The organism is Streptosporangium sp. CA-115845, assembly GCF_050943795.1.
Lineage (GTDB): Bacteria > Actinomycetota > Actinomycetes > Streptosporangiales > Streptosporangiaceae > Streptosporangium.
In genome coordinates, this window is record NZ_CP191988.1 from 1115266 (window position 1) to 1128517 (window position 13252).

Sequence of the window (13252 nt, forward strand, 5' to 3'; positions counted from 1 at the left end):
CCGATGAATGGGATGAAATCGGAGGCGAGAGAGAACTCCCGCCCGGAAACCTTAGCCTCTGGATCAAGGTTTTCCAGGGGCGAGGTTAAAAGACAGGAATTGTCGGCTTGCCGGAATAATCAACCATTTTGGCTGGTCAGCTGGGGCTGCATATGAAAGCAAATGGCCTGTCACCTATTCGGGTGAGAATGACCGTCGCGGATTCACCTCCGGGCAGCCGGAGATCTTTCCTGAGACGGTCGACATCCACCGCGGAGCCACGTTTCTTGATCGTCACATTGCCGGCCCCGCGCTCGCGGAGCGCCGCCCGCAGCCGCTTGAGCGAGAACGGCAGCGTCTCGTGGACCTCGTACCGCGACGCCCACGGCGTCGGCGCCGCGACGTCGCCGGTGATGTAGGCGATCTGCGGGTCGAGCAGGCGCCCGCCGACCGACGCGGCGATCTCGGCGACCAGATGGGCGCGGATCGCCGCGCCGTCAGGCTCGTAGATGTAGCGGCCCGCCGGGCCGGTGCCGGGATCGCCGAGGGTGGGGTCGGGCGTCATCGTGACGCCCGACGGCAGGATCGTGGCCCTGCGCGCCGTCTCGCCCGCCAGCGTGCCGCACCAGATCACGGCCTCCTTGACGTCGCCCCGGTAGGAGACCCATTCGGCCTCCGCCCCGGCGGGGACGAACTCGTACGGGATCCCGGGGGCGACCTTCAGGCAGGCGGCCCCGGCCCTGGCCACCATCTCCAGTACGGCGGGCCAGGCGGGCGAGTAGGCCATCGGGTCGAAGGTCCTGCCCCGCGCCGTACGGCGCGCGGGGTCGGCGAACAGGACGTCGAAGGCGGCCGGGTCCAGGGTGGAGGCGTCGGCGGCGCGGACCGAGACCCGGTCGCCGAAGCCCAGGGCGGCGGCGTTGGCGGCCGCGATCGCGGCGGTGAGCGGATCGGCGTCGACCGCCTCGACGACGCATCCGGCCCTGGCCAGGGCGAGGAGGTCTCCGCCGATACCGCAGCAGACGTCGGCGACCCGGGAACCCGCAGGGACGCGCCGCGCCCGATGGTCGGCCACCTCGCGGCGGGTGGCCTGCTCCAGACCGGGCCGGGTGAAGTACATGAGATCGGCGTCGGCGCCGAACTTCTCCCTCGCGCGCAGCCTGAGTTCGGCCTGGGTGAGCGCCGCCGAGGTCAGGTCCGCGTCGTAGATCTTTCTTAACCTTGTCACCGCCGCCACCGGGTCGTCGCCGATGGCCTCGGCCGCCGCGCCCAGCGCCTCCTGGCCGCGCGGGGTCAGGAGTTCGCGGAATGCGTCGAGATTCACACCACCCGACGCTACCGCCTTCATCGTGGGGCTTCGCGAGGGGCTTCCACCTGGTTTGACGTTCGCCCGAAGCGCAGACGGGCGCTCCGTGTTGACTGTCAAGCCCTCCTTGCATACTGTTCCGTATTGGCACTCTCCCGGTGAGAGTGCCAAATACATGCGACGAGGCAGGTCTGACACCCGCGACGGCAGACCGCTGGTCGCCTCTTCTAGATCATTCAAATCTGAAGGGGAGGTCCGACGTGACGACCGCCACCAAGGTTCCCGTTAAGCCGCTTGGCGACCGCATTGTGGTCCAGCCGCTTGAGGCCGAGCAGACCACCGCTTCCGGTCTGGTCATCCCGGACACCGCCAAGGAGAAGCCGCAGGAGGGCAAGGTCCTCGCGGTGGGTCCGGGCAACTGGGACGACGAGGGTGAGAAGCGGATTCCGCTCGACGTCAAGGAGGGCGACGTGGTCCTCTACAGCAAGTACGGCGGCACCGAGGTGAAGTACAACGGCGAGGAGTACCTCGTGCTCTCCGCCCGTGACGTGCTCGCCATCATCGAGAAGTAGTTCTCGCTTCACAAAGATGACGTATCGAGCCCCGGGTCGCGAGAGCGCCCGGGGCTTTGATGCGCCGACGTACTTACAGAGAGGACTGTCATGCCGAAGATCCTGTCGTTCGAGGAGGACGCACGCCGAGCTCTCGAGCGCGGCGTGAACGCTCTCGCGGACGCGGTCAAGGTGACGCTGGGCCCGCGTGGTCGCAATGTCGTCATCGACAAGAAGTTCGGTGCGCCGACCATCACCAACGACGGTGTCACCATCGCCCGCGAGGTCGAGCTGGAGGCGCCGTACGAGAACCTTGGCGCGCAGCTGGCCAAGGAGGTGGCGACCAAGACCAACGACGTCGCCGGTGACGGCACCACCACCGCGACCGTCCTGGCCCAGGCCATGGTCCGCGAGGGCCTGCGCAACGTGGCCGCCGGAGCCCAGCCGCTCTCCCTCAAGCGCGGCATCGACATCGCGGCCAAGACCGTCAGCGACAGGCTGATCGAGTCGGCACGCCCGGTCGAGGACAAGAAGGAGATCGCGAATGTGGCGACGATCTCCGCGCAGGACGCCAAGATCGGCGAGCTGATCGCCGAGGCGTTCGACAAGGTGGGCAAGGACGGTGTCATCACCGTCGAAGAGTCCAACAGCATGGGCCTGGAGCTCGAGTTCACCGAGGGTCTCCAGTTCGACAAGGGCTACCTGTCGCCCTACATGGTGACCGACCAGGAGCGCATGGAGGCGGTCCTGGAGGACCCCTACATCCTGATCACCCAGAACAAGATCTCCTCTGTCGCCGACTTCCTGCCGCTGCTTGAGAAGATCGCGCAGACGAAGAAGGCCCTGCTGGTCATCGCCGAGGACGTCGAGGGCGAGGCCCTCGCGGTTCTCGTCACGAACAAGATCCGTGGCACCTTCACCTCCGTCGCCGTCAAGGCGCCGGGCTTCGGTGACCGCCGCAAGGCCATGCTGCAGGACATCGCCATCCTCACCGGTGGCCAGGTGGTCAGCGAGGAGATCGGCCTCAAGCTGGAGCACGTCGGCCTGGAGGTGCTGGGCACCGCCCGGCGCGTCGTCATCACCAAGGACTCCACCACCGTCGTCGACGGTGCCGGCGAGGCCTCGGCGATCGCCGACCGGGTCAAGGAGATCAAGCTCGCCATCGAGCAGTCCGACTCCGACTGGGACCGTGAGAAGCTCCAGGAGCGTCTCGCCAAGCTCTCCGGCGGCGTCTGCGTGCTGAAGGTCGGCGCGGCCACCGAGGTGGAGCTGAAGGAGAAGAAGCACCGCCTGGAGGACGCCATCTCGGCGACCCGCGCGGCGATCGAGGAGGGCATCGTCTCCGGCGGTGGCTCCGCGCTCGTGCACGTCTCCAAGGTCCTCGACGACCTGGGCCTGACCGGCGACGAGGCGACCGGTGTCGCCATCGTCCGCAAGGCGCTCGTCGAGCCGGCCCGCTGGATCGCGGAGAACGCCGGCCTCGAAGGCTACGTGGTGACCTTCAAGGTCTCCGACCTGCCCGCCGGCCACGGCCTCAACGCCGCCACCGGCGAGTACGGCGACCTGATCGCCCAGGGTGTCATCGACCCGGTCAAGGTCACCCGCTCGGCCGTCCAGAACGCGGCCTCCATCGCCGGCATGCTGCTGACGACCGAGGCGCTCGTGGTGGACAAGCCCGAGGAGGAGGCTCCGGCCGCCGCCGGTCAGGGCCACGGCCACGGCCACGGTCACTGACCTCACCGGTTCCGAACGGCTCGCGTCTCCCCGGAGGCGCGAGCCGTTCGCGTTTTGCGGTAAACCAAATGTGCCCGCGCCGCGTCATGGCGCGTCACTCGTAAGGGCAAACGCGGTTCCTCCGAATAGTCGACGTATTTGGCAATCGAATGAAATATTTGTACATAGCGTAGTCGTCGTGGTCGCCGTGTGATTACGCATCGTTATCTCCGCCTCAATGTGACCAATCCGTAGCCGTTTGCCATGACGACAGGCACTATCAGGGCGGGCATCATGCCTAACGTGACCGAGGGATGCGTCGCCGACGCCAAAAATGGGGTGAGGCTTGCGACGAGGTCCGAAGGGGGCGTCCATAGGGACGATCTCAAGGATCTGACGAGCCTCGCCGTTCAGGGGGATCGCACCGCGATCGAATCTCTGATCGCGCAACTGCGGCCGATGGTCGTCCGTTATTGCCGTGGTCGTCTGGGCCGGGTTTCCGGTCAGTATCACATCGCGGACGACGTGGCCCAGGAAGTATGTATCGCGGTGCTGTCCGCGCTGCCCCGTTACCGTGACATGGGGCGCCCGTTCGCGTCCTTCGTCTTCGGCATCGCGTCGCACAAGGTGGCCGACGCGCTGCGCAGCTCCGTACGGTCCGCCGTGCCCACCCAGGACCTTCCTGACGGGCCCGACGAGGGACCGGGGCCAGAGGAGACCGTGGTGCGCTACATCGAGGCCGAACACGCGCGCCGGCTGCTGTCGAGGCTGCCGGACAACCAGCGCGAGCTTCTCATGCTCCGAGTGGTGTCGGGCCTTTCCGCCGAGGAGACCGGTAATGTACTCGGCATGTCACCAGGTGCGGTCCGGGTCGCCCAGCACAGGGCGCTGGCCCGGCTACGAGCGATGGCGGAGCTGGAGTCGATAGCTTGACCGCCGAGCTGTCGAACAGGGACCGCGAGCGAAAGCCCGAACCGCGGGACGGGGCTCGCGACGACCCGGAGCGAGAACGATCATGACAACGGTTCACCCGCGACGTCCGGCTCGAAGATACGGGCCGGACGAGGATCCGGCCGTGACCGAGACCGACGCCCTCGTGGAGGCGCTCTCGCGCAGGGCGCCCGTCTCCACGCCGGACGCCGCGGTCGCCCTGCTGGCCGCCTTGATCGACGACGTGGATCAGCGGTGTTCCTCGGCGTCGATCACGCAGTCCGGCTGATCCCGGGCGTGTGCACGGCGCACGGCGGGCGGACCGGGGTAACCGACGACGTGGATCAGCGGTGTTCCTCGGTGTCGATCACACCGTCCACGTAGCCTCGGGCGTACTCCCAGCTCACATAGTCGGTGGGGTTGGGCTGGTAGGCGGGCTCGTGCACCTGGGGCTGGCCGTTTTCGATCATCTGGCGCAGGTTGCCGCGCAGCAACTCCCAGTCGAAGTAGTGCTGCTCCCCGCATTCGGGGCAGTCGAGCACCAGGCCGAGCACGCCCTGGGGCTCCAGCAGTGAGCGGAAAACCTCCACGTCGGCGAGGTCGGTCATGGCCTCGTCGCGCTCGTCCGTGGTCAGCGGCTCGGGATCGTCGGGATCGCCCAGCGCCGCCGCCGGGTCGTCGGGGTCATCCGCGAACGGGTCGCGAGGGACATCGTCGAGCACGATCCCACCTTATGGCCTGGATGTGATAGACAGGCCCCGAACCGGCACGAGTATGACGGTCCGGGGCGGTACGGGCAGGCGACCGCGGTGGCCGGGAGGTCCTGGAAGCGGGAACGTGAAGATCTCCAGCCCGCACCGGAAACCCGGCTGTTCACCAGTATGCGACTCCGGTGGGAGATTCGGGCCTCCGGCTTTTCCCCCGGGTCCACCAGGTTTGGCGTCAGACTCTAAACTGTGACCCGGGGGTCGGCGCCTTTCCCCTTCATGAGAGCGCCGCGGCAGGAGGGTTGCAGATGGCCAAATTCACCGATCGGGGGCTCACGTTCGACGACGTGTTGCTGGTGCCCGCGTATTCGGACCTGCAACCCGGGGAGGCCGAGACCGTCACGCGGCTGTCGCGGGGCATCACCCTGCGGATCCCGCTGATCTCCGCGGCGATGGACACGGTGACCGAGGCCCGCATGGCGGTGGCGATGGCGCGCCAGGGCGGCATCGGCGTCCTGCACCGCAACCTGTCGATCGAGGATCAGGCCCAGCAGGCCGACCTCGTCAAGCGCTCCGAGGCCGGGATGGTCACCAACCCGGTCACCTGCTCTCCCGACGAGACGCTCGCCGACGTCGAGCGCCTCTGCGCCACCTACCGGATCTCCGGCGTGCCGGTGACCGACGCGAGCGGCGTGCTCGTCGGCATCGTCACCAACCGCGACATGCGCTTCGAGAGCGACCACAGCCGTCCGGTGCGCGAGGTCATGACCCCGATGCCGCTGGTCACCGCGCCGGTCGGGGTCTCCACCGACGACGCGTTCGACCTGCTCAGGAAGAACAAGATCGAGAAGCTTCCGCTGGTCGACGCCGGGGGGCGGCTGCGCGGGCTCATCACCGTCAAGGACTTCACCAAGAGCGAGAAGTACCCGCTCTCGACCAAGGACGCCAACGGCCGGCTCGTCGTGGGGGCGGCCGTCGGCGTCGGCGGTGACGCGGAGAAGCGGGCGAGCGCGCTGATCGAGGCCGGGGTCGACGTGATCGTGGTGGACGTCGCGCACGGCCACTCCAAGGGCCTCGCCGACATGATCGCCAAGATCAAGGCCAACAGCAAGGTCGACGTGATCGGCGGCAACATCGCCACCCGTGCGGGCGCCCAGATGCTGGTCGACGCGGGGGTCGACGCGGTCAAGGTCGGTGTCGGACCCGGCTCCATCTGCACCACCCGGGTGGTCGCCGGCGTCGGTGCCCCGCAGGTGACGGCCATCCACGAGGCGTCCCTCGCCGCGGGCCCGGCCGGGGTTCCGGTGATCGGCGACGGTGGCCTGCAGTATTCGGGCGACATCGTCAAGGCCATCGCGGCCGGGGCCGACTCGGTCATGCTCGGATCGCTCCTGGCGGGCTGTGAGGAGTCCCCGGGCGAATTGATCTTCATCAACGGCAAGCAGTTCAAGTCGTACCGGGGGATGGGCTCGCTTGGCGCGGTCCGCAACCGTGAGCGCGGCGGCGCCTCGTTCAGCAAGGACCGCTACGCCCAGGCCGATGTCGGCACCGAGGACAAGTTCATCCCCGAGGGCATCGAGGGGCAGGTCCCCTACCGTGGCCCGGTCGCCGCGGTGGCCCACCAGCTCGTCGGCGGCCTGCGCCAGGGCATGTGGTACTCCGGATGCCGCACGGTCCCCGAGATGCACGTACGGTGCGAGCTGATGCCGATCACGTCGGCGGGCCTCAAGGAGAGCCACCCGCACGACATCCAGATGACGGTCGAGGCCCCCAACTACCACGGTCGCTAGAGCGGCGCGTACCGCGCACGCGTGAAAACGTGGCGTGCGCCATGCACGCCACGGAACGGAAAAGACAGACATATGACTCAGGTGGAGATCGGCCGCGGCAAGAACGGCCGTCGTGCCTACGCGCTCGACGATATCGGCATCGTTCCGTCCCGTCGTACCCGCGATCCGGAGGAGGTCTCGATCGCCTGGCAGATCGACGCCTACCGCTTCGAGCTGCCCGTCGTGGTGAGCCCGATGGACAGCGTGGTCTCGCCGAAGACCGCCATCGAGGTCGGCAGGCTCGGCGGTCTCGCCGTGCTCGACCTCGAAGGGCTGTGGACCCGGTACGAGGACCCGATGCCGCTGCTGCAGGAGGTGGCCGAGCTCAAGGGAGAGCCCGCCACCAGGCGGCTGCAGGAGATCTACAACGCGCCGATCAAGGAAGAGCTGATCGGCCGCCGCATCGAGGAGATTCGCGCGGCCGGGGTGGCCACGGCGGTCCGGCTCTCCCCGCAGCGCACGGTCCAGTACCACAAGGCGGTCATCGACGCGGGCGTGGACATCTTCGTGATCCGCGGCACCACGGTCTCCGCCGAGCACGTCTCCGGCAGGGCCGAGCCGCTCAACCTCAAGCAGTTCATCTACGAGCTCGACGTCCCCGTGGTCGTCGGGGGGTGCGCCACCTACACCGCGGCGCTCCACCTGATGCGGACCGGCGCGGCCGGGGTGCTCGTCGGCTTCGGCGGCGGCGCCTCGCACACCACCCGCACGGTGCTGGGCGTGGCGGTGCCGATGGCCACCGCGATCTCCGACGTGGCCGCCGCCCGCCGCGACTACATGGACGAGTCCGGCGGCCGTTACGTCCACGTCATCGCCGACGGCGGCATGGGCACCTCCGGCGACATCGCCAAGGCGATCGCCGTGGGCGCGGACGCGGTCATGGTCGGCTCGCCGCTGGCGAGGGCCGTCGAGGCCCCCGGCCAGGGCTTCCACTGGGGGTCGGAGGCGCAGCACCCCGAGCTGCCCAGGGGCAAGCGGGTCGAGTTCGGCACGATCGGCACGCTGGAGCAGATCCTGCACGGCCCCTCCTCGGTGGCAGACGGTTCGATGAACCTGATGGGCGCGCTCAGGCGCACGATGGCCACCGCCGGATACTCCGACCTCAAGGAGTTCCAGCGGGTCGAGGTGGTCGTCGCCCCGCAGGCCGGCTGAGATCTCGCGCGAACGCCCGGCCCGGTGGCCGGGCGTTCGCCGTTTCTCAGGTGTCACCGGTCGCCGAGATGATCTCCTCCCCGCGGACCGCACCCGGCCTGCCGGGCGGATCCGGCACACCCCCGGGTCCGGCCCTCCGGCCGCATGGACCCGGGGGTGGGGGATTCAGCGGGGTTCGGTGATCCAGGTGCCCCTGCGCATCACGCCGGAGACCTCCAGCTCCTCGGTGAGCACCACCAGGTCGGCCTGCTTGCCGACCGAGACGGACCCCAGGCGGTCGGCGAGGCCGAGCACCCTGGCGGGGGTCAGGGAGGAGATCTCGGACGCCTCGGCCAGCGACAGGCCCACCTCGCGCACGGCCCGCCGGAACGCGACGTCCATGGTCAGGGTGCTGCCGGCGATGGTGCCGCCCTCGGCCAGCCGGGCCACCCCGTCCACGACGTCCACCTTCATCGGGCCGAGCCCGTAGACGCCGTCGCCCATCCCGGCCGCCGCCATCGCGTCGGTGATCAGCGCGGTCCTGCCGGGGCCGGCGACCTCGAAGGCCAGGCGTGTCATGGCCGGGTGCAGGTGCACGCCGTCGTTGATCAGCTCGACCGTGACTCGCTCGTCCTGGAGCAGCGCGGCGATCGGCCCCGGATCACGGTGGTGCAGCGGTGGCATCGCGTTGTAGAGATGGGTCGCGACACTGCCGCCCGCCGCTATCCCGGCGATCGTCTGGGCGTAGGTGGCGTCGCTGTGGCCGAGGGCGGCGATCACGCCGCTCGCCGTCGCCTCCCGTACGGTGTCCAGCGCGCCGGGCAGTTCGGCGGCGATGGTGACCATCCGCACGTGGCCGCGCCCGGCCTTGATCAGTCCGGCGAGTTCCTGGGGCGAGGGGTCGCGGAGCAGCGCCGGGTTGTGCGCGCCGCACCGGGCCGTGGAGATGTAGGGGCCCTCAAGATGGATCCCGGCCAGCAGGCCGTCCTCGCACAGGTCGGCGAGGGCGGCGGCGGCTCCGGCCAGGTCGTCAAGGGAGGCGGTGACCAGGCTGGCCATCAGCGTGGTGGTGCCGTGCCGGGCGTGCAACTCGATGGCCCGGCTCGCCTGCTCCGGGTCGCCGGTGGGAAAGGAACCGCCCGCCCCGCCGTGGTTGTGGATGTCCACGAAACCCGGCACGACATACCGTCCGCCCAGCCCGAGTCCTGGCCCCGGCGCGGAGCCCTGGCCCACATGCGTGATGCGGCCGTCTTCGATGGTGAGCCAGCCCCCGTGGACACCTTCGGGGGTCACGATGCGTGCGTCAGCGAGTGTGATGCTCATGGTCCCCATCCTCTCGGGTTCCCGGAAGAAGCCGCTCCCGACGCGACCGTGGGGTGTCGTCGGTTCGCCGGGCCCCTGATTTATTGACGATGAGAGAAAGGCTCTCTGCTGATAAGGTAGTCGGCCAGTAACGACGGAACGGAACATGACATGGCAGGCGAAGAAGACGTCTCCGGGTGATACCGGATCACATCGCCGTCGGTGACGCGCCCATCGCGGGGCCACCGATCGGTGATGTCTTCGTGTCCTGACCATTTCGCCGGGCGGGTCTCACCGTGCCGGCCGAACGCGGAAGCGATTCGATGTCCGACGCCCTGATCGTGGTTTCCAACCTGTCCTTTTCCTGGCCCGACGACACCCCGGTGTTCGAGGACCTCTCGTTCACCGTCCCCGCCGGACACACCGGCCTGGTGGCGCCCAACGGCGCCGGCAAGAGCACGCTGCTCAGGCTGATCGCCGGTGAACTTCGCCCGACCGCGGGCTCGGTCACGGTACGGGGGGTGCCGGGCTACCTGCCCCAGACGCTTCCCCTGGTCGGCGACCTGACCGTGGCCGAGGTCCTGGGGATCGCCCCGGTGATCAGCGCGCTGGACGCCATCGAGTCCGGGGACGCGAGCGAGGAGCACTTCACCACCGTCGGCGACGACTGGGACATCGAGGAGCGCACCCGCGCCCAGCTGGACCGGCTCGGCCTCGGGGACGTCTCCCTCACCCGGCGCCTGCACACCCTCAGCGGTGGCCAGGTCGTCTCCCTCGGCCTGGCGGCACAGCTGCTGAAGCGGCCCGACGTCCTGCTGCTCGACGAGCCGACCAACAACCTCGACCTTGACGCGCGCCACCGACTCTACGACGTGCTCACCGACTGGAAGGGCTGCCTGCTGCTGGTCAGCCACGACCGGGCACTGCTCGACCGGATGGACCGCATCGCCGAGCTCGACCGGGGTGAGATCCGCTCCTACGGCGGGAACTTCACCTTCTACGAGGAGGCCGTGCGCGCCGCACGGGAGGTCGCCGAGAAGAACGTCCGCAATGCCGAGCAGGAGGTCAAACGGGAGAAGCGGGAGATGCAGCAGGCCCGGGAGCGGGCCGCGCGCCGGGCGGGCAACGCCGCCCGCACCCTCAAGGACGCCGGTCTGCCGAAGATCTTCGCCGGGACGATGAAGCGGAACGCCCAGGAGTCGGCGGGGAAGGCGGACGAGAGGCACGCCGCGCGGGTCAGCGGAGCCAGGGCCAGGCTCGACGAGGCGGGCCGCGCCCTGCGCGACGAGCAGCGGATCTCGCTGGAGCTGCCCGGGACCAACGTCCCGGCCGGCCGTACGGTCTTCCTCGGCGAGCGGATGCAGGTTCGTCACGGTGAGCGGGCCCTCTTCGCCGGGCAGGGGGCCGACCTGACGATCCGGGGACCCGAGCGGATCGCGCTGACCGGTCCCAACGGCGCCGGCAAGTCCACCCTGCTGCGCGTGATCAACGGCGAGCTGGAGTCGGAGGGCGGCGGGGTCAGGCGGGCCGACGGCCGGGTCGCCTACCTGTCCCAGCGGCTGGACCTGCTGGATCTGGACCGCACCGTGGCGGAGAACCTGGCCGCGTTCGCCCCCGGGCTGCCGGAGGCGGAGCGGATGAATCTGCTCGCCCGCTTCCTGTTCCGGGGCTCCCGCGTTCACCTCCCGGTCGGGGTGCTCTCCGGGGGCGAGCGGCTGCGCGCCACCCTGGCCTGTGTCCTGTACACCGAACCGGCGCCCCGGCTGCTGCTGCTGGACGAGCCGACCAACAACCTCGACCTGGTCAGCGTCGCCCAGCTGGAAGGCGCCCTGCGCTCGTACGAGGGCGCCTTCGTGGTGGTCAGCCACGACGAGCGGTTCCTCGCCGAGATCGGCGTGAACCGCCGGCTACGCCTCTCCGAGGGCCGCCTGCTCGAAACGAGCGCTCCTGACGCGTGACCCTTCGGGGCAGGTCAGGTCACGTTCGCGGATGCGGCGTACGAGCATTCGGGGCCGGTCATGGTTGGAGGGTTTGGCGCCACTCACAAATGTCCGGGATGCTAGCTTTTGATCACTTTGGTACTCGGCGCGCTGGAGACGAGACAGGTGGGCTTGCAGCCAGACACGGCCGAGCGGGCGAGCCTTCGGTCGGCGATTCCCATGGCGATCCCCGCGGCACTCCGGCTGGCGGCACGGAGGCGGCACGTGATCGCCCTGGCCGCCATGGTCCTCTCGGCCACCGGGGTCTACTGCCTGCTGGGGCTGGTCAGGTACGACCTGTTCCGGGCGACCAGCATGGACCTGACGCTGTTCGACCAGGCGGTGCGGGGTTTCGCCGCCTTCGGCGCCCCGACCAGCCCGGTACGCGGCGTCAACCTCGGCCTGGGCATGGACTTCGTGCAGCTGGGCGAGCACTTCTCGCCGATCCTGGCGGTGCTGGCCCCGCTGTACTGGCTGTATGACGGCCCCGAGACGCTGATCGTGGCCCAGGCGGCGCTGTTCGCGCTGGCCATACCGCCGCTGTGGCTGTTCACCCGGCGGACGCTCGGCACCGGCCCCGCCTACCTGGTCGCCGTCGCCTACGCGCTGTCTTGGCCGATCGCGAGGGCGGTGAACTTCGACTTCCACGAGGCCGCGTTCGCCCCGCTGCTCACCGCCCTCATGATCGAACGCTTCAGCGCCGGCAGACACGGCCACACCGCGCTGGCGGCGGCGGCACTGCTGCTGGTCAAGGAGGACATGGGGCTGATGCTCGTCGGGTTCGGCGGGTATGTCCTGCTCCAGGTGCGACGCCGGCACGGGACCTTGCACGGGGTCGTGTACGGGGTCATGTACATGGGGGTCGGTCTGCTGTACACCGGTCTCGTCCTCGCCGTCCTCATCCCGTTCGTGGGCGGCGACTCCACCATGTACTGGGCGTACGGCCACCTCGGTGGCGACATGTCCGCGGTGGTCCTGCGCGTCCTCAGTGACCCGCTGGGTGTCCTCGGCAGCGTCTTCAGCCCGCAGGTCAAGCTCGACACGCTGGCCTTCCTGCTGTGGCCGACCCTGCTGGCCTGCCTGTTCTCCCCGCTGACGCTGTTCGCACTCCCCCAGTTGCTGGAGCGCATGCTCTCCGACCGCGCGCAGTGGTGGGTGACCGACTTCCACCACAGCGCCATCACGGTGGCCGTCCTGTTCTGCGCGGGAGTCGACGGAGCCGCCCGGGTGATCCGCTGGGCCCGTGCTCGCGAACCCGGCCTGAGCGAGCGCGGCGCGTCGCTGCTCTGGGCGGCAGCCGTCTGCGCGGTCGCGCTCACCCTCGTCCCGCGATTCCCCTTCGACCAGCTCATCAGGCCCTCCTTCTACGAGAAACAGCCCGATGTGGTCGCGGCCGAGCAGGCGGTCGCGGCCGTACCCTCCGGCGTGGTCGTCGCGGCCGCCAACCACGTGGGCCCCCGCCTGTCCGCCCGCACCACCGTCCTGCTGTGGGAGGACAGACCCCCCACTGCCCCCTGGATCGTCGCCGACGCCGCCCGCGCCGCCTACCCCTGGATCTCGCTCGACCGCCAACGCCAGCACATCGACGAACTGAGAAGCCAGGGCTACCGGGTCGTCTACGAACGCGAAGGCTACGTGGTCCTGCACCGCACCTGATCTTCTGGCGGAGAGCGTCCGCACATTCCTTCGCGTGGGCCGAGGGGGCCTCCCCGCTGTAATTCAGGTGAAAGTCCGGCAGGTCGGATACGGTGCCGGAGTTCGGGGAAAGGCTTGTTCGGGGGCCCACTCGGCACCAGCCTGCCGGGCCGGAGCACTCACGTAGTGG

General features: G+C 69.3%; 11 protein-coding genes. 8 read left to right on the forward strand and 3 right to left on the reverse strand.

Features of this window, described 5'->3' with window-relative positions; genetic code table 11:
• Positions 1–136 precede the first annotated feature (136 nt).
• Entirely contained in the window at positions 137–1303 is a 1167-nt protein-coding gene (locus ACQP0P_RS07465) for a class I SAM-dependent methyltransferase (protein ID WP_350911443.1), read from the reverse strand.
• 242 nt (positions 1304–1545) lie between these two features.
• Between ACQP0P_RS07465 and groES the strand changes: the two genes are divergently transcribed.
• From groES to ACQP0P_RS07485, 4 genes are all read left to right on the forward strand, one after another.
• Positions 1546–1857 (forward strand): co-chaperone GroES, encoded by a 312-nt coding sequence (groES, locus tag ACQP0P_RS07470; protein WP_030912806.1) that lies wholly within the window; start codon positions 1546–1548, stop codon positions 1855–1857.
• A gap of 90 nt (positions 1858–1947) precedes the next feature.
• A complete protein-coding gene (groL, locus tag ACQP0P_RS07475) occupies positions 1948–3570 on the forward strand; it encodes a chaperonin GroEL (RefSeq protein WP_433372691.1) in 1623 nt (540 codons plus the stop codon).
• Positions 3571–3843: 273 nt separating this feature from the next.
• On the forward strand, positions 3844–4482 hold the full coding sequence (locus ACQP0P_RS07480; protein WP_030912801.1) for a sigma-70 family RNA polymerase sigma factor: 639 nt from the start codon (positions 3844–3846) through the stop codon (positions 4480–4482).
• 142 nt (positions 4483–4624) lie between these two features.
• Positions 4625–4768 carry a hypothetical protein gene (locus ACQP0P_RS07485; RefSeq protein WP_433372694.1) on the forward strand — a complete coding sequence of 48 codons (144 nt, stop codon included), beginning with the start codon at positions 4625–4627 and terminating at the stop codon, positions 4766–4768.
• Between the two features lie 55 nt (positions 4769–4823).
• On the opposite strand, the gene ACQP0P_RS07490 is transcribed toward ACQP0P_RS07485, so the two are convergent.
• Positions 4824–5201, reverse strand: coding sequence for a DUF5319 family protein (locus tag ACQP0P_RS07490; protein WP_326635634.1), 378 nt, complete (start codon positions 5199–5201; stop codon positions 4824–4826).
• Positions 5202–5494: 293 nt separating this feature from the next.
• Between ACQP0P_RS07490 and guaB the strand changes: the two genes are divergently transcribed.
• Complete coding sequence (guaB, locus tag ACQP0P_RS07495) at positions 5495–6976, forward strand: IMP dehydrogenase (RefSeq protein ID WP_433372697.1); 1482 nt, start codon at positions 5495–5497, stop codon at positions 6974–6976.
• A 72-nt stretch (positions 6977–7048) separates the two neighbouring features.
• Positions 7049–8167, forward strand: coding sequence for a GuaB3 family IMP dehydrogenase-related protein (locus ACQP0P_RS07500; protein ID WP_355551611.1), 1119 nt, complete (start codon positions 7049–7051; stop codon positions 8165–8167).
• A 165-nt stretch (positions 8168–8332) separates the two neighbouring features.
• On the opposite strand, the gene nagA is transcribed toward ACQP0P_RS07500, so the two are convergent.
• Entirely contained in the window at positions 8333–9469 is a 1137-nt protein-coding gene (nagA, locus tag ACQP0P_RS07505; protein WP_433372700.1) for an N-acetylglucosamine-6-phosphate deacetylase, read from the reverse strand.
• A 302-nt stretch (positions 9470–9771) separates the two neighbouring features.
• Between nagA and abc-f the strand changes: the two genes are divergently transcribed.
• Positions 9772–11406 (forward strand): ribosomal protection-like ABC-F family protein, encoded by a 1635-nt coding sequence (gene abc-f / locus ACQP0P_RS07510; RefSeq protein WP_433372703.1) that lies wholly within the window; start codon positions 9772–9774, stop codon positions 11404–11406.
• 147 nt (positions 11407–11553) lie between these two features.
• Complete coding sequence (locus ACQP0P_RS07515) at positions 11554–13083, forward strand: DUF2079 domain-containing protein (protein ID WP_433372706.1); 1530 nt, start codon at positions 11554–11556, stop codon at positions 13081–13083.
• Positions 13084–13252 lie beyond the last annotated feature (169 nt).

Coding starts and splice junctions, on each gene's coding strand:
- groL (WP_433372691.1), top strand. CDS start 1,948: ATGCCGAAGATCCTGTCGTTCGAGGAGGACGCACGCCGAGCTCTCGAG.
- ACQP0P_RS07480 (WP_030912801.1), top strand. CDS start 3,844: ATGCCTAACGTGACCGAGGGATGCGTCGCCGACGCCAAAAATGGGGTG.
- guaB (WP_433372697.1), top strand. CDS start 5,495: ATGGCCAAATTCACCGATCGGGGGCTCACGTTCGACGACGTGTTGCTG.
- ACQP0P_RS07500 (WP_355551611.1), top strand. CDS start 7,049: ATGACTCAGGTGGAGATCGGCCGCGGCAAGAACGGCCGTCGTGCCTAC.
- nagA (WP_433372700.1), bottom strand. CDS start 9,469: ATGAGCATCACACTCGCTGACGCACGCATCGTGACCCCCGAAGGTGTC.
- abc-f (WP_433372703.1), top strand. CDS start 9,772: ATGTCCGACGCCCTGATCGTGGTTTCCAACCTGTCCTTTTCCTGGCCC.